The sequence below is a fragment of the Robbsia betulipollinis genome, from assembly GCF_026624755.1.
Classification (GTDB): Bacteria; Pseudomonadota; Gammaproteobacteria; order Burkholderiales; family Burkholderiaceae; genus Robbsia; species Robbsia betulipollinis.
Map to the genome: position 1 here is coordinate 747,111 of NZ_JAPMXC010000001.1, position 23,608 is coordinate 770,718.

Sequence of the window (23,608 nt, forward strand, 5' to 3'; positions counted from 1 at the left end):
GCGGTCGCGGCGATCCGATATTCGTCACGCCTGATCGGGTATCGGAACGCGATGGGTCGTATCGTGCGGGACCGACCTGCGCCACCGCACCGTCGCGAGCAGCGAAGCGAAAACGATCATTCCACCGCCGATCCATGCCGTGGCCGATATTCTTTCGCCCAGCCACAAGCAGGCGAACAGCGCCCCGAACGCCGGTTCGCTGCCCATCAACAACGCCACACGCGTCGGACTACTGCGCTTGATCGCATGGTTTTGAACGAAGAAGGCGAACAGTGTGCAGGCCAAAACAAGATACACCACGCTCACCCAGAAAGTCCCGTGCGTCGTGAAGGATGGAACGTGCCGCCACTGTCCCGGTGCGAACAGGAGCGCGATCGTCGTGCTGCCAAGCGCCACGACGCCGGACTGTACCGCCGTGACCGACAACGGCGGCAGCGTCGCATCCCGCATGACCCGCTTGGACACGCACACGTTCAGCGCGCGCAGTAGCGCCGCGACCAGGATCAGCGCGTCTCCCCCATGAAAGCGCCATCCGCCATCGTCGGCAAGCAGCCACGCGCCCAGCAGCGACAGCCCGGCCGCCCCGCATTCCATGCGACCCGGTCTGCGCCCCAGCAGCCGCCACTCCACCAGCGGCGTCAACACCACGCTGAGGCTGATCAGAAACGCCGCATTGGCGGCACGCGTCAGCAGCACGCCGAAGGTCTCCGCCAGAAACACCCCGAGCAACAGCCCGCCCGCGCCCAGGACGCCTCGCCACGCCCGCGCGTCGGCATGACGCAGCGGACGCAGCGCGGGCGCCAGCAGCACGAAGGTCAGGCCGAAACGCAGCGCCAGCAGGCCCAGCACGGGATAGACCGCGAGGGCACCTTTGACCACCCCATAGCTGCTTCCCCAGACCATCGCGACGGCGAGCAGCAGGACATCGGACAGTAGCGGCAGACGGTTTTGCTTCGACATGGCGATTTCCGGTAGACATGTCCGCATTGTCGGGCAATGCACGTGCGGCGATAATCACGCAACCGTGCACAGGATTTATGCGATGGATGCATCAATTTTTTCTCTTTTTTCGTGATACGACCCATGACGCCAACGGAACGCTTCGCGCTGTTCCCCGACATGGCCGTCTTCGCCCGCGTGGTCGAGGCCGGCAACTTCTCGATGGCCGCGCGTCAGCTCGGCACGACACCCTCCACCGTCAGTCGGCAGATCAAACGCCTGGAAGACGCCCTGGGCACGCGTTTGCTCGAGCGTTCGACGCGCAAGGTGCGCGTGACGGAATCCGGAGAACTCGTCGCGCGCCACTGTCGTGACATGGTCGGCGCGGCATCGGCCGCCATCGACGCGGCTGGCGCGCTCGCCGGCCGGCCGCAGGGAAAAGTCCGCATCAGCGCGCCGACCGCGTTCGCGAAAACCGTCATCCATCCCCTCGTCCCGGGTTTTTTACAGACCTATGCGGACGTCGACCTGCAATTGCGTTATGCGGATGAGGACGTCGATCCGCTAGATGACGACATCGACCTGGTCATCCGCCTGACGGACCACCCGCCTCCCGGACTGGCCGGGCGACGGCTCGGGTCGGTACGCTGGCTGCTCTGCGCCGCGCCGGCCTATCTCCAGGCACGCGGCACGCCGGATCACCCGCGGGCCCTGGTCGGCCATGACTGCCTGTACCTGGGCGAAACCGCCGACGACCATCGCTGGCGGTTTCGTCGTGGCAAGGAAACGCACACGGTCGAGGTACGTGGGCGGTATGTCGCCAATCATGCGGGCGCGCGACTCGACGCCGCGCAACAAGGGTTCGGTATCGCGAACCTGCCGGAATTCACCGCGGCAGGGGCCTTACAGCGCGGGGAACTGGTGACGGTGCTGGGCGACTGGGAACTGGCGGCGCGCGCGTACGTGGGCGCGATATGGCTGCTGTATTCGCCCAATCGATTTTTGCCGCCGAAGGTGCGGGTGTTGATCGATTATCTCGTCGCGCGCATGGGCGGTGATGCCGATCGCCTGGGCTTTGCGTAACGCAAGGAGAGGATGTGCACAACGGTAAACGACGTTTCGTCTCGATATTTCTGGCTGGCTGCTGCATCACGTCGGCGGCCTCCGCCCACACCATTTGCATGGTGGTCGCCGACGCTGGCACCGGCAGGCTGCTGCTGCGCGAAGGCGACTGCACCAGCCGTTTTACGCCCGCCTCCACGTTCAAGATCGCGCTCAGTCTCATGGGCTACGATGCGGGCTTTCTCAAGGATGAACATACCCCGGTGTTGCCTTTTCAAGCCGGTTACCCCGATTGGGGCGGCGCCGCGTGGCGGCAGCCGACCGATCCGACGCGCTGGCTAGCGTATTCGGTCGTCTGGTACTCACAGCAGGTGACACGCTTCCTCGGGATGAAGCGTTTCGCGGACTATACCGGGGCCTTCCACTATGGCAACGCCGACGTGTCCGGGGATGCCAGGCATGACGGACTGACCCATGCCTGGATCGATTCGTCGTTGCTGATATCACCGCTGGAACAAGTGGATTTTCTCCAAAATCTGGTGAATCGGACGCTGCCGGTGAGTGCTCACGCATTCGACATGACCACCCGGATCACCGAGGTAGCGCGCCTGCCTGGCGGTTGGGATGTCCATGGCAAGACCGGCACCGGCTTTCCGCGGAAAGCCGACGGCACGGATGACGAGGCACATGGCTGGGGCTGGTTCGTCGGCTGGGCATCGAAAGACGACCGGACGCTGGTGTTCGCGCGGCTGATTCAGGACGACGCGTCGCGTCCGGGTGAGTTGCCGGCGGGCGGCCGTGCGCGCGCGGCATTTTTGAGCGAATTCGCCACGTCGTTCGCGCCGTTGGGCCGATGAGGCGGCGGCGTTTCCCTTGCCGCGTCGATCCCCGGCTATAGCGGCGCGGCGGACAGCATGCCGGACGCCCGCACGAACTTGCCTGCGCCCAGGTGATGAATCGTATGCAGGTCGCCATTCGACTCGTCGACGTTCCAATGGCCGTTTTCGAAGATCCGCGTATCCGCGGCGGCTGCCACGACCTCGCCGAAGCAGGTGTCGTACGCCTCCTCGGTATGCGGCTCGCGAATCAATCGGCATTCCAGCCAGGCCGCGCAACCCGTCTCGATGACCGGTACGCCCAGCACCGGACCAGATGCCGCGACAATGCCATAACGTGCGAATTTATCGACGGTCCTGCCGCTGCTGCTGCCTACCGCAAAAGTAAGATCGACCGCCGCGACGCCGGGAATGCAGATGCCGAACATGCCGCTTGCGGTCATCAATTCCCTTGTGAACGTCTGCTTGTCGATGACGATGGCGATACGCGGCGGCGTGAATTCGACCGGCATCGACCACGCGGCAGCCATCACGTTGCGGCGGGCGCCGTCGGCGCTTGTCACCAGGACGGTTGGGCCGTGGTTGAGAAGGCGGCTGGCGTGTTCGAGGGCGACGGTTTTGAAGTGGGTCATGGTGGGTTGGGGGTATTCGGGATGGAAAGGCGAGGGACATGATCGCGAACGCGCGATTCGTGAATACGCAGAGAGTTTGATCGCTTTATGGATTTTGCCTCAATAGGCGGATATCCGTTGGCGGTCGCGGCAGAACGGTGACGCTAAGCATCGGTACGTGGTCGGTTGGCGTGACCCGCTGGTTATGGGTTGCAACGGAGACACGTTGTGATGCTGAATTCAGGTGACTGCGGGGCTTGTCGTTGGTTTGATATTTCGTGCACTATATAATTAATAATTCGTTATGTTTGGTTTTTTTATAAAACGAGATTTCATTGTTTGAGATATATTAAGTTATTGATTTTTATTTTTTTTTTAAAATATGGTCGCGGAAGTTGGGAGAATTAGACTTGCGATAATAAGAATTATCATAAGTGGTAGGTGATCGAAAACTGTTAAGATGAGCGCAAAAGCAGGGAAAAATGCGGCGGCCGCCGTTTAGGCGGTTGAGCTTGGCGTGTCGAGACGGGCGCGGCCCGTCGCCTGGCCCGCGATGCCATGGAAAGCAGGTCGGAGTAGGTCACCTTTCGCCCGCGCTCGCACCCCGCAGAAGCACCGTTTGCCAGCTACACCGCCCAACGTTCTTCACGCCGAATCTGTTCATTCAGCCCAACACCATGACGCACGTTTCGCCGGCGGCCCCCCGTGCCCTCAGCCTGGCCCATTTTGCCTTCTATCGTGCCTACCTCGAGGGCCCGGTGGCCCTGGATCTGCCGGTTCTCGCCGATCTCTATCTGAATTCGGGAAAGGATCCGCGTAAGGTGCGGGCACTGCTGCGCTGGCTCCAGGATGAACTGGCCGCCGCTGCCCGGCGTACCGGCGATCGCGAAGCCGTTCGGCTTCTGCGTTTGCCAAAGTCGCTTGGTGCTGCTGCCGATCCGGTGAACATGCCATCGTTGGATGAGTTTCGCGAAACCGTCGATGTCGACGGTGTGTACAGCGAGGAGGAACTGCGCGCTCTATATATAAAGCAGTATCCGAACGCGGTACAAACGCGGCAGGAACGCCGAGGGGTACGTCTCCATACGCGGCGCTTGGACGCGCTGCGACGGCTGCAAACGGCAGTCGTCGAGGCGCCGCAACTCTCACACGCGCTTTCCGGCTGGTTTGAGCCGGCAATTGCCGCGCGGTTGGAGGCGGCGGGGGCGTTTTCGCTGCAGCAGCTGGTCGACGTGCTCAATGGTTTCGGTGAGCGCTGGTACCGGCACGTCAAAGGACTCGGACGGGAAGGGGCAGGGCGGATCGTGCGATGGGTGGAAGCCAATCGCACCACGCTCGGACCCTTGTCAGTGCGGGTGACGCAACCGCTGCGCAGCGTCTCGCGCAAGCTCCTCTATGCCGAACGCTCCGCGGTGAGCGATATTGCGCCCTTGGAAGCGATGACTATGCCAGCGACGCTCGACGGCAGCGCCGGTACCAACCGCGCGCCCCACGATCGCAACCAAACCGGCGCCCATGACGACCTGGCCGCGATTCACGCCTGGCTGAAATTGTACGATCCGGCATCCCACACCTGGCGCGCGTATCGCACGCAGTCCGAGCGGATTTTGCTCTGGGCGGTCCTCGAACAGGGAAAGCCATTGTCGTCGCTGGATGTCTCGGACATTGCGGCTTATCGGGCTTTTCTGAGTAATATACCGGTCAACTGGATTGGTGCCCGCCGCACGCCGCGGTGGTCAACGCATTGGCGGCCATTTGCAGGTCAACTATCACCATCGAGCCGAGCGAGCGCGCATGCCGTTCTGCAAGCTTTTTTCCAGTGGCTGACGGACATGCGCTATCTGGACTTCAATGCCTGGACAGGTGTGCGGAAGTCGGCCGAAGAGAAAGAGGCCGGCCGCATCAAGGCTCATCATGCATTGACCCGCGCCCAATGTGACCATTTACTGGCTTATGTCGAGCGCACTGCTGGAACCGCCACCGGCGAGCGGGCGCGCTTCATCTTGATGTTGGGAATGGCAACCGGCCTGCGTTTATCGGAAATGTGTTCTGCCACTTTGGGAGGACTGCATCCGCGGTGGGTCGATGACCAACTCGGCACTGCTTGGACATTAAGCGTGATCGGTAAGCGCGCGAAGCGCCGAACGGTTCCGATGACCCGCATCATGATGGAAGCGCTACGATGTTATCTTCGTGCGCGAGGGTTAAACGAGTCGCCTGAAGAGAACGAGCCTGAAACGCCTTTGATTGGCCGCTTAGAAAACGAAGCGCTGACGGCGCTGGCAAGTCCAGCGCTGGCGTTGGCTTTCAAGAAAATCTTCGAGGGCGCAGCGGGCGATCTCGTCGAGAGCGATCCGCATGCTGCCGCGCGCATTGGCCGTGCTTCCACGCATTGGCTACGACACACCTTCGGGACTCAGGCGATCGAGGCGGGGATTCCGCTCGATATCGTCCAGGAAAATCTTGGGCATGCATCGCCGGCAACGACTTCCATCTACGTCACAACTGAGCTCGATCGACGTATCCGCGCGCTCGAAAGTATGGGGTAAAGGCCCAATTTTTGGAAAATTCTATCTGGAACATCCATTAATTTTCGGGTGGTTACCATCCGCTACGATACTGAACTCCCGAAAAAGTTCATAACACGCTCTAGTTAGAGTACGCTTGGTTACAAGACTTTCGGTCTTATGAAAGTTGCCCTTTGAAGAACAGGAGTAATTATGCAACGAGACGACGAACGGTTAGTCATGTTCTTTGATATAAAGGTTACAACATATACGTCTCTGGGACGGGCCGGGAAGCTCATGGGCCTAAAAGCACACACACTTGCCGATCTCTTCAAAATTGTCAAAAAATTGAGAGCGGCGGACGACCTTCTTTCCATGAAGAATCGTAAAAGTACGGAGCTGTGCTATCTCGCGGATCTTCGGTTTGAAGAGTTAGAATTTTTGATTTTGCTGATCAACCGATCAGACAAAGCTGCTCCCAATTTAGTATTGTCGGATCCGATGAGAAGGGAAAGGCGAGAGATCATTAAGCGAAGAGACGAAGGTGCAGATTTTTCTGCCCACATGACGATCAGTCTTGCGCCGGTTGCGCCTCAAACGGCGGTCTCAACAGTCAAGTGCAACGGTTAGCGAATCCTTCGGCGGCCAACTCCATTGCCATGACTTCTTCCGGGGTTTTCCAGCCCAGTGTCTGACGAGGACGGCCATTGAGCAATCTGGCAATGTCGTTGAGTTGCATCTGGCTCACTCCCGACAGGTCGATCCCTTTGGGCAAGAACTGACGTAGCAGACCATTCGTGTTTTCATTGCTGCCGCGTTGCCATGGCGCGTACGGATCAGCGAACCAGATATCCAAGTTCAATTGCCGGGCCAATTCGACATGACAGGTCATCTCCGAGCAGCCGAAGACCATGCTCCCAATGGCGGTCGATGACCTCGTCGATCGTGAACATCATGTCTTGCGTGTGGATCAGCAGCTTTTCCGCCGCACTTCTCGTCAGGAGGTATCCAAGCGTGCTCATCGCGGAACACGCGACCCAGTTCAGTTGCCTCGATCCCGCGGTGACGCAGTACGGGCGGGCCCCGCGCCGGTAAAGACTGTATAAACGCACAAAATCCCAATGCGCGCGTGCCATGACGATATCCGCGACCCTCTCGGAGAAGTCGCCATGCAACACGCCGTCGTCCTCCAGCACGCAACAGACGTCGCTATCGGAGTCCAGAAATCGACGCCACACGGCTCGATGGCTCAGATAACAGCCGATCTCGCCCGGCGTGAGACCGTACCCGAAACGATGCAGGCGTTTCGCCGAGTCGTACCCCGGGATCCTGTCGACAGACCCGGGACGGATGCCGATGGCGTCGAAAAAACGCGCGGGAATTTTCAATCTGGAAAATTGCTCCTTCATGAAGGCACGTCGCTCCAACGCCCCTGGCAACGAAATACAGATGTAAGCTGTTTTACACAACATCGCAGGCATCCAACTTCAGTTTCGAAGTCGTCTTTTATACCGAAAAATCGAAACATTTTGTCCCCATTACGACATAAGAATTCGCCCATTTTATAGATTCGTCATACTAAACAAATAGCATATTAATTTATGTTTTTCATGGATTTTTCCCTAATTTTTAGTTACTCGATGTAACCCAATACGTGGCAGGGTGGCCGGCGCAACAATCGATGACGCGCTAGCTGCCCGGCGTTTTCACAGAAAACGCGACAATGTGTATCCGCCATGCGAATGCCCAACAGCGCCGCATGGTTTCGCGCCCCCCTCGCGACCACGAGCCGTCCCTGCCGTTCTTCGCCCGCCAGTCTTCCATTAAGCATACCTTAACGATTTTGGAAAACGTGCAGGTGGCGTTGTACAATCCTGTGGCGTTCAAGCAGGCTGATGTCTGCGCCATCCAATAGGAATGGACGATCGCCGGTGGCTTCCCGATGTCCCGAGCAATCGTGCTCATTGCAGTGCTTTCTCGACACACGAACCGGATCGGGGTTTTACGTGCATTCTCCTCTTAACATCGCATGCGCCGTCCTACCCATCCGGTTGATTGAACGTCGATGGTGATGTTTTGGGATTCTTCCTACGAAAAGTAAAGTATGATTCAGGAAGACTCAACCAGCTTAGCGAGACGAATCCGCTATCGTGGCGGCTCAACATCCCAGCGGCTACTGTGTCAACGCATAGCCCGACGTCATCTAAGTGCAATGGAAGGATCGTAGCGACATGCGCGTACATCATCAATTGCTGCGATTTGCAAGTGTCGGTGTCGTTGGGACTGCCGTGCAATACGCGATACTCTGGCTAGGTGTGTCCCTGCTTCAGACATCGGCAGGCGTCGCATCGGCAATTGGCTATATCTTTGGCGCAATCGCAAACTACCTGTTGAATAGGCTTTTTACGTTCAAATCCGCCGGCTCTCACAGCGCGACGGCGCCTCGCTATCTTGTCATACTGGTCATCGGCTGGTCGTTGAACACCGCCTTGATGGCATGGTGGGTCGACGGCGCGGGTTGGAACGCCTGGTTCGCCCAGGTAGTCACAACCGCCATCGGTTTGGCTTTCAACTTTTCGGCTAGCCGATGGTGGGCATTTCGCAGCGTCTCTCGCTGAACGTCTGCATGGCGGACCCGACGCCGGCGGCGCGGATCAGTGCCGAGCTGAGCGGCACGTCATGGATGTCCGCATTCACGCCGGTTTGGAAGCGAGCACGGAATACAGCGTACAGTCAGCACCCGCCGTCACCACCTTCAATCGCCCCTGCTTTTCTTCTTCCTGTCGAAGGTCATCACACACCAACGCTTCGTCATAGCCTTTCGGTATTGTCTGAGACGGCGAAATGGCATCGATCTTCCAGCCCTTGTGCTGCAATGTCGTTACATAAAACACTGTTGGCGCGTTGTAAAACGCAAGATCCTGGTCGTTGTGAAAGGTCTTTTGAATGACGATGAGGGACCGAGCCGGTCCATTTTGAAATACGGCGTTGCGCAAGAATTCATCATAGTTTTTAGGATCGGGCGAGTGCCTTTCTTGCGTTTCACGATGATTTTCTGCGATGACGTTGTATGTAACCACCAACGCGCCAAACAACAGGAGCCCTATCGTCAAAAGCGTTTTAAAGGCACGAGATGACATCCCCTTGAAACGTCTTCCCGCATATTCGACGCCGTACGAAAAGCCCAGGCCAACGATCATGGCGCCCAGCGGCGCCATCGGCTGCTCGTACCAGATGAGCTTCGTGGTTCCCGCTGAAATGATGAAAAGATAGAACGCTTCCGTCATCCCCAAAAAAATCGCAAAACTGCGCCTCCAGCCGCTGTCCTTCCATCCCAAATAGATCGAGATCAGCAAGCTCACTACTGTGCACGGGAATTGCTTTGGATTTTTCAGATAAAAGAGAGGACCGAAGCTGTTATGCTCCTTGGCGCTCGAGTAGCGTCCGAAATCGTTCTGCCATGCCGCTGACCAATACGGCGGGTCCATCTTCGTTCTGAGGTAATAGTACCCAATGCCGCAAACCGCGACGAAGACGATACCAAGGTAGAACAGAGGGTCAGAAAATACGGCACGGCCTCTTTTTTCCACGAAGACGTATGCCAAGATTGCGGGTAGGAATATGAGTCCTTCGATCGTCTTGGTGAGGAACGCCAATGCCATACTAACTGCGCATGCGGCCATCCAGAGCGAGCGAAAGCGCGACTCCGAGCGAATATAAGCATGAGCGCTGATGAGCATTGCCGTGGTCCACAACGTCAACGTTGCGTCATAATCAGCAGCCCGTGCGCCATGATAACCAATATACCCGATGGTGCTAACGAGCATACCGCCGGCGACGTACCCCGTCATGGGCGATACGCGACGCGCCAGCACGCAGTAGATCATCAATACGGTAAGTAAAGCCGCCACCGCGGAAGGAAAGCGTACGGCCCACTCATTTTCTCCAAACAGCCGAACGGAACATACTTCCAACCATACCACCAGCGGCGGCTTGGTATTCCAGTAGTCAATTGCCCCTTGATACGTCGTTATGAAGGACAACCCGGATCTGGCCATTTCTATTGCATTATCCGCAACGCGGGACTCATCCCAAATTTCAATTGTCTTGGTGCCAAGTCTAGAGAAAATGATCGGACCGGCCATCGCAAGGGCCAGTACGAGCCAAGTCAGTGTCTGGACGAGAGACTTACTTCTTGCAGACTGCAAGCGCGATGACGGCTCCGCCAAGTTGCCTACGGATTGACGCTCAATCATTGAATGCCTCGATTTCGGAAGTCGTGAGGGTAGGCACCGTGGATCGGGCCGAATCCGTTTCCCTGCTTGTTTTTTCAATCTGGAAACGCGGCCGACGTTTCACTTCTCCGTACACCTTTCCAAGATAGCTACCAATGATGCCAAGTATCAATATCTGCATACCGCCAAGGAAAAGAACCGGGATCAATGTCGACGTCCAGCCCGGAACAGCTCTATCGGTAAGAATGGCTACCCATAGTGCCCAGCCTAGCATTACCATAGCCAGCAAAAATATGGCCGTACCGATAACGCTAATGGCTTTCAGTGGCGCCGTCGAAAAAGATGTGATTGCCTCAAAAGCAAGCGCCAGCATCTTCCCTATTGGATATTTAGACTCCCCTGCGAATCGCTCCTTTCTTTCGTACATTACCGAAGTACTGCGAAATCCGATAAGGGGTATTAAACCGCGTAAATAGACATTCGATTCCGGAAACTCTCGCAAACATTCGACTGCCCGACGACTCATCAGGCGGAAGTCCGCATGGTTATGTATCGTCTCAATGCCCATCAGCGCTAGAAGACGGTAGAACGATGTTGCCGTCTGCCGCTTGAATAGCGTATCCGATGTGCGGTCCGAGCGAACGCCGTAGACAATATCGCAACCCGCAGCGTGCTCGTCGACCATACGTTCTATCGCGGATATGTCGTCCTGCAGATCTGCATCGATCGTCACGATAGCGTCGCCATCCACACTTAGCAGACCAGCAAGCACCGCGTTTTGATGTCCTCTGTTGCGCGTGAGTTTAATACCTCGGACGCGACGATTTATGCGAGATTCGGCATCGATTAGCGCCCACGTACTATCACGGCTCCCGTCATCCACAAACGTGATGTGACTGTCGTCCGATACCTTTCCGAGGTCCACCATGCGTTGAACCAAAGCAGTGAATTGCTTCACTGACTCGGAAAAGACTTCTTCTTCGTTGAAGCAAGGAATAACGATGGCAAGTTTCATACCCTGTAGTCTCCCATATTCCACTCGCAAATGAGTAGCAGCGTTATTTTTTTAGTATCAAGCTTAAGATTTTCGTAACGATATGCACAGCAAAACTTGGTCATGCTCAATCGAAACTGGCGCCAAAGAGATACGGCGTCTAGCAGAGTATCATCTTAATAAAAATCCGCGAACTGTCTCGTTATACCGCCGCTTAAATTACCGAATACGGTCTCTGTGAATGGCACCGGGTTTTCGAGAAGCACCGATTCTTGAGAGACAAGTGCCATGAACAAGACGAACCAATTTTCACCAGCGATGCGCGAGCGCGCGGTGCGCATGGCACAGGACCATATCCCTCAATTCGCCGGCTGGAGTCGTGAAGGCGTATATCGACCGCTACAGCGATGCATACAAGGGCGCAACCCGACAGCGCACTGACGGCCGATATCGAGCGCGTCTGAGTACGAATTGGCGGGTCTATGAGGCCGACGAGGTCTTGAAGCGGAGGAATCCCGAAGGCATCTGTCTCGCACGGTGTACGGTCGAGCCCTCAAGCGCCTGGGATTGCAAGGCGCGCGGCGTGGCAAGACGGTGCGCGCCACGATGCCGGACACGCCAGCGCCATGTCCATTTGACCGGGTTCAGCGCGTGTTGAAGGTCAAGCGTCCGAACCAACCGTGGGTATCGGACTTCATCTATGTTTCAGCTTTCCAGGGATTGGCGAACGTTGCGTTCGTCCATCGTAGAAATCCGTGATCTTGCTAGAAAACGATTATGAACCGGAACCTGCCCCCTTCAGTGTCCCAAAAAAGCCCTGCATGTGCAGGGCTTTTTCTTTCACTGCGGTCCTACCAGGCGCTACCTAAAACCAAGCCCCCCTCACTCCCACTCGATCGTCGCCGGCGGTTTCCCCGAAATATCGTAAACCACCCGGTTGATCCCCCGAACCTCATTGATGATCCGGTTCGAGACATGGCCCAGCAATTCATGCGGCAAATGCGCCCAATGCGCGGTCATGAAATCCTGCGTCTGCACCGCCCGCAGCGCCACCACATATTCATACGTCCGCCCGTCCCCCATCACGCCCACGCTCTTCACCGGCAGAAACACCGCAAACGCCTGACTCGTCAGCGCATACCAGCTCTTGCCGGTCTTCTCGTCGACGAAGTCCCGCAGCGTTTCGATGAAAATCGCATCCGCGCGGCGCAGCAGGTCGGCGAATTCGCGCTTCACCTCGCCGAGAATCCGCACGCCCAGGCCGGGGCCGGGGAACGGATGACGGTGCACCATCTCCGCGGGCAGGCCCAGTTCGATGCCCAGCGCGCGTACCTCGTCCTTGAAAAGTTCGCGCAACGGCTCGACCAGCTTGAGTTGCAGATCTTCCGGCAAGCCGCCGACATTGTGGTGACTCTTGATCTTCGATGCGCCCTTCTTGCCATGGCCGGCCGATTCGATCACGTCCGGGTAGATGGTGCCCTGCGCGAGCCATTTCGCCGACGTCAGCTTCGCGGCCTCGGCCTTGAAGACCTCGACGAATTCGCGGCCGATGATCTTGCGCTTGGCTTCCGGGTCGGTCACGCCGGCCAGCTTGCCGAGAAAGACGTCGCTCGCGTCCACATGAATGACCTTGACGCCCAGATGGTCGCCGAAGGTCTTCATGACCTGCTCGGCTTCCCTGTAGCGCAATAGCCCGTGATCGACGAAGACGCAGGTGAGCTGCTCGCCGATCGCGCGATGCAGCAGCGCGGCGGCCACCGACGAATCGACGCCGCCGGACAGTCCGAGGATCACCTGCTCGTCGCCCACCTGCTCGCGGATCTTGGCGATCGCTTCGTCGACGTAGTGGCCCATCTCCCAATCGGCGCGCGCGCCGCAGACATCGACCACGAAGCGCTGCAGCAAGGCGGCGCCCTGCTTGGTGTGCGTGACTTCCGGGTGAAACTGCACGCCGTAGAAACCGCGTTCGTCGTCGGCGATGCCGGCGATCGGGCAGGACGGCGTGGACGCCATGAGTTTGAAGCCGGTCGGCATCGCGTCGACCTTGTCGCCATGACTCATCCAGACGTCGAGCATGCCATGACCTTCGGCGGTCTGGTAGTCCTCGATGCCGTCGAGGAGCCGGGTGTGACCATGCGCACGGACCGCGGCATAGCCGAATTCGCCGTGCGAACTGCTCTGTACCTTGCCGCCAAGCTGCTCGGCCATCGTCTGCATGCCATAACAGATGCCGAGCACGGGCACGCCTGCCTCGAAAACGGCTTGCGGCGCCCGCGGCGTATCGCCTTCGGTCACCGAACTCGGCCCGCCCGAGAGGATGATGCCCTTGGGGGCGAATTCGCGGATGAAGGCATCGCTGACGTCGTACGGGTGGATCTCCGAATAGACCTTCGCTTCGCGCACTCGCCGGGCAATCAGTTGCGTGACCTGGGAGCCGAAATCGAGAATGAGGATTTTGTCATGCATGGTGGCGTGCATCGTGGCTCGCATGGAAGACATGCGCTAATGGAAAAGAGAGGCCGTCGGCACACCGCGCAAGGTGTACGGTGTGCCGACGGGTGACAGGCACGCATGCCGCGGGGAAGGTTTGCCCGAGCGGCGCGTACGGCGCCGCATCAGAACGCGGGCGGAACGTCGGTCCGCCGCTCGCGTTCGCGGCGTTCGGCGGCGTCGATGTCGGCGGTAACGATGCGCGGCTCGCGGTGCGCGCCGGACACGGCGGCCGCCGCGGGGGACAAGGGGTCGATCGTGCCCGGGCCGCCGGTGAAGCGCGCCTCGGTGGCGTCGCGCGAAACCGCCGTCGGCGGCGTGCCGATATAGGGATCGCCATCGACACGGGCACGGGCTTCGGCGCGCGCGGCCGACACCGCACCCACCGCCTGCAGGCGTTCGCGCTTCATCACGGTGATGCCCATGCGGGCCTGCACCAGACCGAGGAGCAGCAAGCCGACGGCAAGCACGATGGCAAGACGCTGGGCCCGCACCGGCAATACCGGTACGCCCAGCGCGATCAGCCATACCAGAAACACCAGGGCGGCGACACCCAGCGTGTTGCCCACGATGCGCGCTACCGGAGCGGTCAGCGCGGGATTGCGCGCAGCGCTGCCCTGCATCCAGGCCAGCCCGAGCAGCACCACGCCGAACAATTGTCCGAAGACCGCCGGGGTGCTCGCGAAGCCCGCCAACAGGTCCGAGCGCACCAGCCAGGGGCTGGCGAGGAACAGGAGCCCCAACAGCAGGACGACGATCGCATCGACGGCGAGAAGCGTACGCAGCAAGGGCTTCATGACTTACTCCGACTGGTAATTGGGCGCTTCCTTGGTGATCTGCACGTCGTGCACGTGCGACTCGCGCATGCCGGCGGCAGTGATCTGCACGAATTCGGATTTGTCATGCAGTTCGTCGATCGTCCGGCAGCCGCAATACCCCATGCTCGAGCGCACGCCGCCCGTCATCTGGAACAGGATCGCATTGACCGAACCCTTGTACGCGACCCGACCCTCGATGCCTTCCGGTACGAGTTTCTCGATATTGGCCGAGCTGTCCTGGAAATAGCGATCGGCGGCGCCGTCCTTCATCGCGCCGACCGACCCCATGCCGCGATACGATTTGAACGAGCGCCCCTGGTACAGGAAGACTTCGCCCGGCGCCTCCTCGGTGCCGGCGAATACGCCGCCCATCATGACGCAATGCGCGCCGGCTGCGAGCGCCTTCGAAACATCGCCCGAGAACCGGACGCCGCCGTCGGCCACCAGCGGCACGCCCGTGCCCTTGAGCGCTTCCGAGACATTGGCGATGGCGGTGATCTGCGGCACGCCGACGCCGGCAACGATCCGCGTGGTGCAGATCGAGCCGGGACCGATGCCGACCTTGACACCGTCGGCGCCGTATTCGACCAGCGCGCGCGCGGCGGCGGCGGTGGCGATGTTGCCGCCGATGACGTCGACGCCCGAATACGTGTCCTTGACCCAGCGCACCCGTTCGAGCACGCCCTGGCTGTGGCCGTGCGCGGTGTCGACGATGATCACGTCGACACCAGCCTTGACCAGATGATCGATGCGCTCCTCGCTGTCCGCGCCCACGCCCACCGCCGCGCCCACGCGCAGCTTGCCCTGCTCGTCCTTGCTGGCGACCGGATGCTCGGTGGCCTTGAGGATGTCCTTGACGGTCATCAGACCGCGCAGTTCGAACGCGTCGTTGACGACCAGCACGCGTTCGAGCCGGTGCGCATGCATCAACTCCTTCGCCTTGCCCAGCGGGGCACCTTCCTTGACCGTGATCAGCTTCTCGCGCGGCGTCATGATCGTGCGCACCTCGACGTCGAGGCGCGACTCGAAACGCAGGTCGCGGTTGGTGACGATGCCGATCACCTTCGGGCCCTCGACCACCGGAAAACCGGAGATGCCATGCAGACGCGAGAGTTCGAGCACGTCGCGCACCTTCATGTCGCCGGTGACGGTGATCGGGTCGCGCACGACGCCGGACTCGTACCGCTTGACGCGCGACACTTCGCGGGCCTGCTCAACCGCCGTCAGGTTCTTGTGCACGATCCCGATGCCGCCGGCCTGGGCCATCGCGATCGCCAGGCGTGCCTCGGTCACCGTGTCCATCGCCGCGGACACGAGCGGGATGTTCAACGCGATGTTGCGGGTCAGCCTGGTTTTGAGATCGGTTTCTCGCGGCAGGACGCTGGAGAACGCGGGGACGAGGAGCACATCATCGAACGTGAGTGCGGTTTGGATTAGACGCATGGCGAATCCTATAGGCGCAAAAGCAGATTATACGCGAGGCGACCCATTCCCGATATGGGGAGCCCGTGTTATTCTGGTTGACCTTTTTTTCAGGCAAAGGCTGTCGCGATGCGCCAGGGCATCTTTTATGGCGTGTCCGCGGGGGCGCTGTGGGGCACGGTCTTCCTCGCGCCGCTGCTGCTGCCCGACTTCGCACCGGTGCAGATGGTCGCCGGCCGCTATCTGGCCTACGGCCTGATCTCCCTGCCCATCGCACTGCCCGGCGCTCGCGCGCTGGCGCGCAAGGTGCGCGCCGCCGACCTTGCGCTGCTGGTGCAGCTGGCGCTTACCGGCAACCTCCTCTATTACTTCCTGCTGAGCGTGAGTGTCCAATACGTGGGCATCGCACCGGCATCGTTGATCATCGGCACGCTGCCCGTGACGATCACCCTCTGCGGCACGCTGGGTGGAGGCGACCGGGGTGCCCACGCGACGCCGTTGCGCCGGCTGGCGGCACCCCTGCTGGTGATCGCGGCCGGGATCGCCTGCATCAATATCGACGTCTTTCGCCACGCATCCCCGAGCACGCGCGGTGGCTGGAGCGCACTGCTGGGCATCGCCGCGGCGCTGGGCGCGCTCGCCAGCTGGACCCGCTTCGCGCTCGACAATGCGCGGGCGCTACAAACCAGGCCACAGTTCTCGGGCAATGAATGGTCGCTGCTCTGGGGCATCGTCAGCGGCGCGCTGGGCGCGCTCGTCTGGCTGGCGCTCGCCTGCCTGCCCGCGCCGCTGGCGTCGACCCTGGGCCTGACGGCATTGCCCGCCGGACGCTGGCATCTGTTCTGGTGCGTCAATATGGCGCTGGCGTTCGGGGCGTCATGGCTCGGCAACGGTCTCTGGAATCTGGCGAGCCGTGCGCTGCCGCTGACGCTGTCGGGTCAGATGATCGTCTTCGAAACGCTGTTCGCGCTGCTCTACGGCTTCCTGTACGCGCGGCGCGGGCCGCGGCCGCTGGAAATCGCTGCGATCGGCCTGCTGGTGTGCGGCGTGGTCTGGTCGGTGCGCCGGCACCGCGCCGGGAAAAACCGCTAACGATATTCCCGGTTCGCCCATTTGCGGCCTTCCACCGAACCGCCCTTGCGCGCCTTGGCGACCCGCCGCGCACGCGCGAGTTTCGGATCGACGGTCAGCGGGCGGCAGATTTCGACGCGGTCGTGCGCGGCGAGGCGCTCGTCGAGCGCCCGCACCTTGCCGTGCACACCCACTTTCTGCGTGCTCAGGTCGATTTCGGGATGACGCGCGCACAGTCCGCTCGCGCGAATCGCCTCGGCGAGCGTCGCACCCGGGGGCAGTTCGACGTCGATCAAGGCCTGCACGGACGGCGTCATATAACAGACCTGCACGTGCATTTGCCCGGCCGGGCCGCGTTCGGCCGGGCTACGCTCAGCCGGGCTGCGCTCAGCCGGGTTTGGCATATCGCACCCCGGCGCGCTTGACGAAGGAATCGACGAAGGTGTTGGCGATGATGCTGAACACCGGGCCGATGATCTTCTCGACGAAGAAGTTGGCGAATTCATAGTGCAGCGCGAATTCGATCTTGCAGGCGTCCTCGCGCAACGGCGTGAAACGCCAGCTGCCGCTGAAATTCTTGAAGGGGCCCTCGGCGAACTGCATGTCGATCCGGGTGGGTCGTTCCTGTACGTTGTGCGTGGCGAAATGCTGCTTCAGGCCCTTGAAATTGATGGCGATGCGCACATCCATGCTCGTCTCGTCCTGGTGCTGAATCTCGACGCCCCCGCACCAGGGAAGGAAATTGGGGTAATCGGCCACGTCGGTGACGAGGTCGTACATCTGCTCGGCAGAGTGTCGGATGAGAAGCGTTTTCTGGACGTCGGCCATAGGGGCTTTTAAACTGCGGCGAGCTTGTCGTCGTCGCGGGCGGGCATTTGCTAGAATCGTGATTTTATCCGACTTGGCGAACATCCATCGATGAGCATCGCAGACAACAAACGCGCCCACTTCGACTATTTCATCGAGGAGCGCTACGAGGCCGGCATCGTGCTCGAGGGATGGGAGGTGAAGGCGATCCGTGCCGGACGCGCGCAGATCAAGGAAGGCTACGTAGTGATCCGCGCCGGCGAGCTGTTCCTGATCGGCGCGCACATCAGCCCGCTCGGCTCGGCGTCCACGCACATTCACCCCGATGCGACCCGCACGCGCAAGCTCCTGCTGCATGCGGCGGAGATCCGCAAGCTGATCGGCAAGGTCGAGCAGAAGGGCTATACGATGGTGCCGCTCAATTTCCACTACGCGCGCGGGCTGGTGAAGTGCGAGATCGGCCTGGCGAAGGGCAAGAAGCAGCACGACAAGCGGCAGACGGAGAAGGATCGGGACTGGAACCGCGAAAAGGCGCGTGTGCTGCGGGTGTCGTCCTGAACCATTTTCCCGCCCGCCCGGCGCGTCACCCGGGCAAGGCGATCATTTGCGCACGATCGGCTGCACGATCTGCAACGCCGACGCGATCATGCTGCTCATCTCGCCGAGGTTCGCCGGCACGATCAGCGTGTTGCCCGCCTTCGCGAGATTGCCGAAGGCGTTCACGTATTGCTCGGCAATCTTCAGGTTCACCGCGTCCATGCCGCCGGTCGACTGGATCGCCGCGGCGATGGTCTGGATCGCCTGCGCGTTCGCGTCGGCCACCGCGGTGATCGCCGATGCCTCGCCCTGCGCACGGTTGGTGGCCGCCTGGCGTTCGCCCTCGGACTGCTGGATCGCCGCCTCGCGCGCGCCCGACGCCAGATTGATCTGCTCCTGACGACGCCCCTCGGACGCGGCGATCAGCGCGCGCTTCTCCCGCTCGGCGGTGATCTGCGACTGCATCGCCCGCAGGATCTCCTGCGGCGGGGTCAGGTCCTTGATCTCGTAGCGCAAGACCTTGACTCCCCAATTGCCCGCGGCCTCGTCGAGCGAGTCGACGACGCTGCGATTGATCACGGCCCGCTCCTCGAAGGTCTTGTCCAGTTCCAGCCGGCCGATCACCGAGCGCAGCGTGGTTTGCGACAATTGCGTGATCGCCATGATGAAGTTGCTGGCGCCGTAGGACGCCTTCATCGGGTCGGTCACCTGGAAGTACAGCACCGCGTCGACCTGCAACTGGGTATTGTCGCGGGTGATGCAGATCTGGCTGGGCACGTCGAGCGCGATCTCCTTGAGCACGTGCCGGTAGGCAACGCGGTCGATGAAGGGCACGACGATCGTCAAACCGGGGCGCAGCGTCGCATGGTAGCGTCCGAGCCGTTCGACGACCCAGGCGTGCTGCTCCGGCACGATCTTGATCGTCTGCGCCGCGATGAATATCACCACCACCAGCAGCACCACGGCCACCACATTCATTTCGATCATCGCTACGCGCTCCTTCTGTGTGTTCGTTGGTTCCCGATGCTACGATCGCGTCCTGCCCGCGTTCCCGGCCGTCAATGCGCCAGGATCAGGCAGATGCCGTCGATCCGCTGGATCCGGTACCAGCCGACCGATTCGGCAACGCCCGCTGCCGGCGCCACGTCCCAGTCCGCGCCCCGATAGCGCGCGCGGCCGCGTCCGCCATCCCAGCGCGCGACATAGACCCGGGCGCCGATATCGAGGTTCATCGCGGCGTCGGCAGGTGCACCGGACGCCGTGACGCCCGGCTCCGGATCGTCGCGCAGCACGTAACCGGAACCGCCGGCGACGCCGCCGCTTCCGTCGGTGCGCCGATGTCTCCGGCGGCGCCAGCTGCGCACGCCGGCAATCGCCAGCACGGCCCACACCGCGGCGACGACCAGTTGCCCGGACCATGACACCCCGGCCAGACGGGCCAGTCCGCCCGCCACCAAGCCGAGCGCGATCATCAGCAGATAAAAGGTGCCGCTCATCAATTCGACGACCAGCAGCACGCCCGCCCCCGCCCACCACAGCCAGTTCCACGGATCGGCGAACAGCAGCCCCGACAGCGTCATGCTTCGTCTCCACGAAAAAAAACACCGGCGATGGTCGCCGGTGTTTTTATATCACCTTTCGGATCCTTTCCCTATCAGACCGATGGCCATTTCTGGCGCCGCTCGTCGTCTCCGCTTCGCGGCGCCAGCACGTTCATCGGGCCGAAGGGAGGCGCGCGCGTCGCGCTGGCTTTAGAGTACCTTGGCCAACGCCTTCCACGTCTCGACCACCGAATCCGGGTTCAGCGAAATCGAGGCGATACCTTCCTTCGCCAGCCATTCGGCAAAGTCCGGATGGTCGGAAGGACCCTGCCCGCAGATGCCGACGTACTTGCCCTTCGCCTGACACGCGGTGATCGCACGCTTGAGCATGAAGCGCACCGCCGGATCGCGCTCGTCGAAGTCCTTCGCCAGCAGTTCCAGACCGGAATCGCGGTCCAGGCCCAGGGTGAGTTGCGTCAGGTCGTTCGAACCGATCGAGAAACCGTCGAAGAATTCCAGGAATTCATCGGCCAGGATCGCGTTCGACGGCACTTCGCACATCATGATCAGACGCAGACCGTTCTCGCCACGGCGCAGGCCGTACTTGGCGAGCAGCCCGACGACGGCCTCGGCCTGGTTCAGGGTGCGCACGAACGGCACCATGATCTCGACGTTGGTCAGACCCATGTCCTCGCGCACGCGCTTGAGCGCACGGCACTCCATCTCGAACGCCTCGGCGAACGCCTCGGAAATGTAGCGCGACGCGCCACGGAAGCCCAGCATCGGGTTTTCCTCGTCCGGCTCGTAGCGGGTGCCGCCGATCAGCTTCTTGTACTCGTTCGACTTGAAGTCCGACAGACGCACGATCACCGGCTTCGGATAGAACGCGGCGCCGATCGTGGCGATGCCCTCGGTCAGCTTGTCGACATAGAAGGCGCGCGGCGATGCGTGACCGCGCGCGACGCTTTCGACGGCCTTCTTCAGGTCGGCGTCGACGTTCGGATAGTCGAGGATCGCCTTCGGATGCACGCCGATGTTGTTGTTGATGATGAATTCGAGACGCGCCAGGCCGACGCCGGCGTTCGGCAGCTGGCTGAAATCGAATGCCAGTTGCGGATTGCCGACGTTCATCATGATCTTGACGGGAATCGGCGGCATTTCGCCGCGCTCGACCTCGGTCACCTCCGCTTCCAGCAGGCCGTCGTAGATCCGGCCTTCGTCGCCCTCGGCGCACGAGACCGTGACCAGCGCGCCGTCCTTGAGCAGATCGGTCGCGTTGCCGCAGCCCACCACCGCCGGCACGCCCAGTTCGCGGGCGATGATGGCCGCGTGGCAGGTCCGGCCGCCGCGGTTCGTGACGATGGCCGCGGCGCGCTTCATCACCGGCTCCCAGTTCGGGTCGGTCATGTCGGCGACCAGCACGTCGCCCGGCTGCACGCGGTCCATCTCGGCGGCATCGCGCACGACCCGCACGGGGCCCGCGCCGATCTTCTGACCGATCGCGCGGCCGGTGGTCAGCACGGGCGCCTGGCCCTTGAGCTTGTAGCGCTGCTCGGCCTTGCCGGCCGCCTGGCTCTTGACCGTCTCCGGACGCGCCTGCAGGATGAAGATCTTGCCGTCGCGGCCGTCCTTGCCCCACTCGATGTCCATCGGGCGCTGGTAGTGCTTCTCGATGATGACCGCGTACTTCGCCAGCGTGATGACGTCCTCGTCGGTGATCGAGTAGCGGTTGCGCTGGTCGTTCGGCACGTCGACCGTCTTCACGCGCCCCGTTTCGCCCGGCTGCGTGAATTCCATCTTGATCAGCTTCGAGCCGATCGAGCGGCGGATGATCGGGTATTTGCCGTCGGCCAGCGTCTTCTTGAAGACATAGAACTCGTCGGGGTTGACCGCACCCTGCACCACCGTCTCGCCCAGCCCGTAGCTCGACGTGATGAACACCGCGTCGCGAAAGCCCGATTCGGTGTCGAGCGTGAACATCACGCCCGAGGCGCCCACGTCCGAGCGCACCATGCGCTGCACGCCGGCCGAGAGCGCCACTTCGGCGTGCTCGAAGCCCTTGTGCACGCGATAGGAGATCGCCCGATCGTTGTACAGCGAGGCGAACACCTGCTTGATCGTGATCAGCACGTCGTCGATGCCTTCGACGTTCAGATAGCTTTCCTGCTGCCCGGCGAACGACGCGTCCGGCAAGTCCTCGGCGGTGGCCGACGAACGCACGGCGAACGACAGCTCGGCCGGCGAGCTGCCGGTCAGCACGTCGAACTGCTCGCGGATGCCCTGCTCGAGCGCCGGCTGCAACGGCGCGTCGATGATCCACTGACGGATCTCGCCGCCCGCGACGGCGAGCGACTTGACGTCGTCGGTGTCGAGCGACAGCAGGCGGTCGGCGATGCGTTGCGTCAGGTTGTTGTGATGCAGGAAATCGCGGAACGCCTGCGCCGTGGTCGCGAAACCGGTCGGCACGCTGACGCCGGCTTCCGCGAGCTGACTGATCATCTCGCCCAGCGAGGAATTCTTGCCGCCGACGGTGTCGACGTCGCCCATTCGCAATTGCTCGAACGGTACGACCAAGGCGGTGCCCGTCCCCTGTTGGGTGGTTTGCGTCATGTAAAGCCCCTAAAGTAAAAAGAAAATTCTTGTCGCATGGACGGATGCGCGCCCGGTGCTGCCCGGGACGATCGGTCCGCGCAACCTGTTTGATAAGCCGTCGCGCGCCGGCGGCCGCAATTGCTTATCGAACAGGTTGTCGCTATTCTACCGTGGGCGCGAGGAGTTGCGACGCGCGTTACCGAACGGTTTTTCGCAATGCGCCCGCGGCACGACGCCGATGCCGGCCGCGGCGTCTGCGCGGCACGACCTTCTCCCTGTTGCGCGAACGCGGCCGGGCCCCGATTTCTACCGACGACCATCATGCCGCCTACCGTATACGTCGTTTCCGACGGCACCGGGATCACTGCCGAAACGTTTGCGCACTCGATCCTGTCCCAATTCGACATGAAGTTCCGCCTGGTGCGGGTCCCTTTCGTCGACGACGCGGACAAGGCCTACGCGGCGGCCCGCACGATCAACAGCGCGATCGCCGCCGACGGCAAGCGCCCGATCGTCTTCACGACGCTGGTCGACAGCGTCTCGAACGCCATCGTCAAGGGCGCGAACGCGCTCGTGCTGGACATGTTCCAGACCTTCGTCGAACCGCTCGAGAACGAGCTTGGGGTGAAATCCAGCCACGAGATCGGCCGCGGCCACAAAAAGGCCGATACGGACGAGTACAAGAACCGGATCGAGGCGATCAACTACTCGCTCGAACACGACGACGGCCAGTCGAACCGCAACCTGGCCGAGGCCGACGTGATCCTGGTGGGCGTGTCGCGCTGCGGCAAGACGCCCACCAGCCTGTACCTGGCGATGCAGTACGGGGTCAAGGCGGCGAATTATCCGCTGATCCCGGAGGATTTCGAGCGGCGCACGCTGCCCGGCGGGCTGACCGCCTACAAGTCCAAGCTGTTCGGGCTGTCTATCGATCCCGCGCGGCTCGCGGAGATCCGCAACCAGCGGCGCCCGGGAAGCAAATACGCGGCGATCGAGAACTGCCGCTACGAGATCAACGAGGCCGAAGCGCTGATGCGCCGCGAGAACATCCGCTGGCTGTCGTCGACGCACAAATCGATCGAGGAAATCGCGACGACGGTGTTGCAGGAAATCAAGATGATCGACAAGGCGACCTATTAGCGGGCG

The 23,608-nt window shown here is 61.2% G+C and carries 22 protein-coding genes and 2 pseudogenes; 10 read left to right on the top strand and 14 right to left on the bottom strand.

What is annotated here, in order from left to right; all coding sequences use genetic code 11:
* Positions 1–24: 24 nt before the first annotated feature.
* Positions 25–960, bottom strand: a complete 936-nt coding sequence (locus OVY01_RS03260; RefSeq protein WP_267845614.1) for a DMT family transporter — start codon at positions 958–960, stop codon at positions 25–27.
* Positions 961–1,083: 123 nt separating this feature from the next.
* On the opposite strand from OVY01_RS03260, the gene OVY01_RS03265 reads away from it, so the two are divergent.
* Entirely contained in the window at positions 1,084–2,022 is a 939-nt protein-coding gene (locus OVY01_RS03265) for a LysR family transcriptional regulator (protein WP_267845616.1), read from the top strand.
* Between the two features lie 14 nt (positions 2,023–2,036).
* Positions 2,037–2,858, top strand: coding sequence for a class D beta-lactamase (blaOXA, locus tag OVY01_RS03270; protein WP_267845617.1), 822 nt, complete (start codon positions 2,037–2,039; stop codon positions 2,856–2,858).
* Between the two features lie 35 nt (positions 2,859–2,893).
* Here blaOXA and OVY01_RS03275 read toward each other — a convergent pair whose 3' ends face one another.
* The gene (locus OVY01_RS03275) at positions 2,894–3,469 is read right to left on the bottom strand and encodes a flavin reductase family protein (RefSeq protein WP_267845618.1); all 576 of its coding nucleotides are present in this window, start codon (positions 3,467–3,469) and stop codon (positions 2,894–2,896) included.
* A gap of 656 nt (positions 3,470–4,125) precedes the next feature.
* On the opposite strand from OVY01_RS03275, the gene OVY01_RS03280 reads away from it, so the two are divergent.
* Together OVY01_RS03280 and OVY01_RS03285 are read left to right on the top strand one after the other, a co-directional pair.
* Positions 4,126–5,997, top strand: a complete 1,872-nt coding sequence (locus tag OVY01_RS03280) for a site-specific integrase (RefSeq protein ID WP_267845620.1) — start codon at positions 4,126–4,128, stop codon at positions 5,995–5,997.
* A 171-nt stretch (positions 5,998–6,168) separates the two neighbouring features.
* Positions 6,169–6,585 carry a hypothetical protein gene (locus OVY01_RS03285; RefSeq protein WP_267845621.1) on the top strand — a complete coding sequence of 139 codons (417 nt, stop codon included), beginning with the start codon at positions 6,169–6,171 and terminating at the stop codon, positions 6,583–6,585.
* Here the strand turns inward: OVY01_RS03285 and OVY01_RS03290 are convergent.
* Both OVY01_RS03290 and OVY01_RS03295 read right to left on the bottom strand, forming a co-directional pair.
* Positions 6,569–6,799: pseudogene (locus OVY01_RS03290) on the bottom strand (transposase); the annotation flags it as partial. The gene OVY01_RS03285 and the pseudogene OVY01_RS03290 sit on opposite strands and share 17 nt — an antisense overlap.
* Positions 6,792–7,436, bottom strand: a complete 645-nt coding sequence (locus OVY01_RS03295) for a glycosyltransferase family 25 protein (RefSeq protein WP_349293483.1) — start codon at positions 7,434–7,436, stop codon at positions 6,792–6,794. The pseudogene OVY01_RS03290 and the gene OVY01_RS03295, both read right to left, overlap by 8 nt.
* Positions 7,437–8,186: 750 nt before the next feature.
* On the opposite strand from OVY01_RS03295, the gene OVY01_RS03300 reads away from it, so the two are divergent.
* Positions 8,187–8,573, top strand: a complete 387-nt coding sequence (locus OVY01_RS03300; RefSeq protein ID WP_267845624.1) for a GtrA family protein — start codon at positions 8,187–8,189, stop codon at positions 8,571–8,573.
* Between the two features lie 75 nt (positions 8,574–8,648).
* On the opposite strand, the gene OVY01_RS03305 is transcribed toward OVY01_RS03300, so the two are convergent.
* Both OVY01_RS03305 and OVY01_RS03310 read right to left on the bottom strand, forming a co-directional pair.
* Complete coding sequence (locus OVY01_RS03305) at positions 8,649–10,211, bottom strand: ArnT family glycosyltransferase (RefSeq protein WP_267845625.1); 1,563 nt, start codon at positions 10,209–10,211, stop codon at positions 8,649–8,651.
* Positions 10,204–11,205, bottom strand: a complete 1,002-nt coding sequence (locus OVY01_RS03310; protein ID WP_267845626.1) for a glycosyltransferase family 2 protein — start codon at positions 11,203–11,205, stop codon at positions 10,204–10,206. The genes OVY01_RS03305 and OVY01_RS03310 overlap by 8 nt, the downstream gene beginning before the upstream one ends.
* Positions 11,206–11,472: 267 nt before the next feature.
* On the opposite strand from OVY01_RS03310, the gene OVY01_RS03315 reads away from it, so the two are divergent.
* Both OVY01_RS03315 and OVY01_RS03320 read left to right on the top strand, forming a co-directional pair.
* Positions 11,473–11,625, top strand: a complete 153-nt coding sequence (locus OVY01_RS03315) for a hypothetical protein (RefSeq protein ID WP_267847763.1) — start codon at positions 11,473–11,475, stop codon at positions 11,623–11,625.
* Positions 11,601–11,925 (top strand): annotated as a pseudogene (locus OVY01_RS03320) (transposase domain-containing protein); the annotation flags it as partial. The gene OVY01_RS03315 and the pseudogene OVY01_RS03320, both read left to right, overlap by 25 nt.
* 141 nt (positions 11,926–12,066) lie before the next feature.
* On the opposite strand, the gene guaA reads toward OVY01_RS03320, so the two are convergent.
* The 3 genes from guaA to guaB all read right to left on the bottom strand — a co-directional run bounded on the left by guaA (position 12,067) and on the right by guaB (position 15,935).
* Complete coding sequence (gene guaA, locus OVY01_RS03325) at positions 12,067–13,650, bottom strand: glutamine-hydrolyzing GMP synthase (protein ID WP_267845627.1); 1,584 nt, start codon at positions 13,648–13,650, stop codon at positions 12,067–12,069.
* A gap of 149 nt (positions 13,651–13,799) precedes the next feature.
* Entirely contained in the window at positions 13,800–14,471 is a 672-nt protein-coding gene (locus tag OVY01_RS03330; RefSeq protein ID WP_267845628.1) for a hypothetical protein, read from the bottom strand.
* Positions 14,472–14,474: 3 nt separating this feature from the next.
* Positions 14,475–15,935, bottom strand: a complete 1,461-nt coding sequence (guaB, locus tag OVY01_RS03335; protein ID WP_267845629.1) for an IMP dehydrogenase — start codon at positions 15,933–15,935, stop codon at positions 14,475–14,477.
* 108 nt (positions 15,936–16,043) lie between these two features.
* On the opposite strand from guaB, the gene OVY01_RS03340 reads away from it, so the two are divergent.
* Entirely contained in the window at positions 16,044–17,006 is a 963-nt protein-coding gene (locus tag OVY01_RS03340) for a DMT family transporter (RefSeq protein ID WP_267845631.1), read from the top strand.
* Here the strand turns inward: OVY01_RS03340 and OVY01_RS03345 are convergent.
* Together OVY01_RS03345 and OVY01_RS03350 are read right to left on the bottom strand one after the other, a co-directional pair.
* A complete protein-coding gene (locus OVY01_RS03345) occupies positions 17,003–17,323 on the bottom strand; it encodes an RnfH family protein (protein ID WP_267847647.1) in 321 nt (106 codons plus the stop codon). The genes OVY01_RS03340 and OVY01_RS03345 overlap by 4 nt on opposite strands.
* Before the next feature lie 49 nt (positions 17,324–17,372).
* Positions 17,373–17,813: a type II toxin-antitoxin system RatA family toxin gene (locus tag OVY01_RS03350; protein WP_267847648.1), complete on the bottom strand. Its 441-nt coding sequence runs from the start codon at positions 17,811–17,813 to the stop codon at positions 17,373–17,375.
* Positions 17,814–17,903: 90 nt separating this feature from the next.
* Here OVY01_RS03350 and smpB point away from each other — a divergent pair, with 90 nt between their 5' ends.
* Positions 17,904–18,350, top strand: a complete 447-nt coding sequence (smpB, locus tag OVY01_RS03355) for an SsrA-binding protein SmpB (RefSeq protein WP_267845633.1) — start codon at positions 17,904–17,906, stop codon at positions 18,348–18,350.
* Positions 18,351–18,392: 42 nt separating this feature from the next.
* Here smpB and OVY01_RS03360 read toward each other — a convergent pair whose 3' ends face one another.
* The 3 genes from OVY01_RS03360 to ppsA all read right to left on the bottom strand — a co-directional run bounded on the left by OVY01_RS03360 (position 18,393) and on the right by ppsA (position 22,480).
* Positions 18,393–19,307: an SPFH domain-containing protein gene (locus OVY01_RS03360; protein WP_432422217.1), complete on the bottom strand. Its 915-nt coding sequence runs from the start codon at positions 19,305–19,307 to the stop codon at positions 18,393–18,395.
* Between the two features lie 80 nt (positions 19,308–19,387).
* Positions 19,388–19,909 (bottom strand): NfeD family protein, encoded by a 522-nt coding sequence (locus OVY01_RS03365; RefSeq protein WP_267845635.1) that lies wholly within the window; start codon positions 19,907–19,909, stop codon positions 19,388–19,390.
* Between the two features lie 171 nt (positions 19,910–20,080).
* On the bottom strand, positions 20,081–22,480 hold the full coding sequence (gene ppsA, locus OVY01_RS03370; protein WP_267845637.1) for a phosphoenolpyruvate synthase: 2,400 nt from the start codon (positions 22,478–22,480) through the stop codon (positions 20,081–20,083).
* 303 nt (positions 22,481–22,783) lie between these two features.
* Here ppsA and ppsR point away from each other — a divergent pair, with 303 nt between their 5' ends.
* Positions 22,784–23,602, top strand: a complete 819-nt coding sequence (gene ppsR / locus OVY01_RS03375) for a posphoenolpyruvate synthetase regulatory kinase/phosphorylase PpsR (RefSeq protein ID WP_267845639.1) — start codon at positions 22,784–22,786, stop codon at positions 23,600–23,602.
* The last annotated feature ends 6 nt before the right edge of the window (positions 23,603–23,608 follow it).

Coding starts and splice junctions, on each gene's coding strand:
- OVY01_RS03260 (WP_267845614.1), bottom strand. CDS start 960: ATGTCGAAGCAAAACCGTCTGCCGCTACTGTCCGATGTCCTGCTGCTC.
- OVY01_RS03265 (WP_267845616.1), top strand. CDS start 1,084: ATGACGCCAACGGAACGCTTCGCGCTGTTCCCCGACATGGCCGTCTTC.
- OVY01_RS03275 (WP_267845618.1), bottom strand. CDS start 3,469: ATGACCCACTTCAAAACCGTCGCCCTCGAACACGCCAGCCGCCTTCTC.
- OVY01_RS03280 (WP_267845620.1), top strand. CDS start 4,126: ATGACGCACGTTTCGCCGGCGGCCCCCCGTGCCCTCAGCCTGGCCCAT.
- OVY01_RS03285 (WP_267845621.1), top strand. CDS start 6,169: ATGCAACGAGACGACGAACGGTTAGTCATGTTCTTTGATATAAAGGTT.
- OVY01_RS03295 (WP_349293483.1), bottom strand. CDS start 7,436: ATGCCTGCGATGTTGTGTAAAACAGCTTACATCTGTATTTCGTTGCCA.
- OVY01_RS03300 (WP_267845624.1), top strand. CDS start 8,187: ATGCGCGTACATCATCAATTGCTGCGATTTGCAAGTGTCGGTGTCGTT.
- OVY01_RS03305 (WP_267845625.1), bottom strand. CDS start 10,211: ATGATTGAGCGTCAATCCGTAGGCAACTTGGCGGAGCCGTCATCGCGC.
- OVY01_RS03310 (WP_267845626.1), bottom strand. CDS start 11,205: ATGAAACTTGCCATCGTTATTCCTTGCTTCAACGAAGAAGAAGTCTTT.
- OVY01_RS03315 (WP_267847763.1), top strand. CDS start 11,473: ATGAACAAGACGAACCAATTTTCACCAGCGATGCGCGAGCGCGCGGTG.
- guaA (WP_267845627.1), bottom strand. CDS start 13,650: ATGCATGACAAAATCCTCATTCTCGATTTCGGCTCCCAGGTCACGCAA.
- OVY01_RS03330 (WP_267845628.1), bottom strand. CDS start 14,471: ATGAAGCCCTTGCTGCGTACGCTTCTCGCCGTCGATGCGATCGTCGTC.
- guaB (WP_267845629.1), bottom strand. CDS start 15,935: ATGCGTCTAATCCAAACCGCACTCACGTTCGATGATGTGCTCCTCGTC.
- OVY01_RS03340 (WP_267845631.1), top strand. CDS start 16,044: ATGCGCCAGGGCATCTTTTATGGCGTGTCCGCGGGGGCGCTGTGGGGC.
- OVY01_RS03345 (WP_267847647.1), bottom strand. CDS start 17,323: ATGCACGTGCAGGTCTGTTATATGACGCCGTCCGTGCAGGCCTTGATC.
- OVY01_RS03350 (WP_267847648.1), bottom strand. CDS start 17,813: ATGGCCGACGTCCAGAAAACGCTTCTCATCCGACACTCTGCCGAGCAG.
- smpB (WP_267845633.1), top strand. CDS start 17,904: ATGAGCATCGCAGACAACAAACGCGCCCACTTCGACTATTTCATCGAG.
- OVY01_RS03360 (WP_432422217.1), bottom strand. CDS start 19,307: ATGAATGTGGTGGCCGTGGTGCTGCTGGTGGTGGTGATATTCATCGCG.
- OVY01_RS03365 (WP_267845635.1), bottom strand. CDS start 19,909: ATGACGCTGTCGGGGCTGCTGTTCGCCGATCCGTGGAACTGGCTGTGG.
- ppsA (WP_267845637.1), bottom strand. CDS start 22,480: ATGACGCAAACCACCCAACAGGGGACGGGCACCGCCTTGGTCGTACCG.
- ppsR (WP_267845639.1), top strand. CDS start 22,784: ATGCCGCCTACCGTATACGTCGTTTCCGACGGCACCGGGATCACTGCC.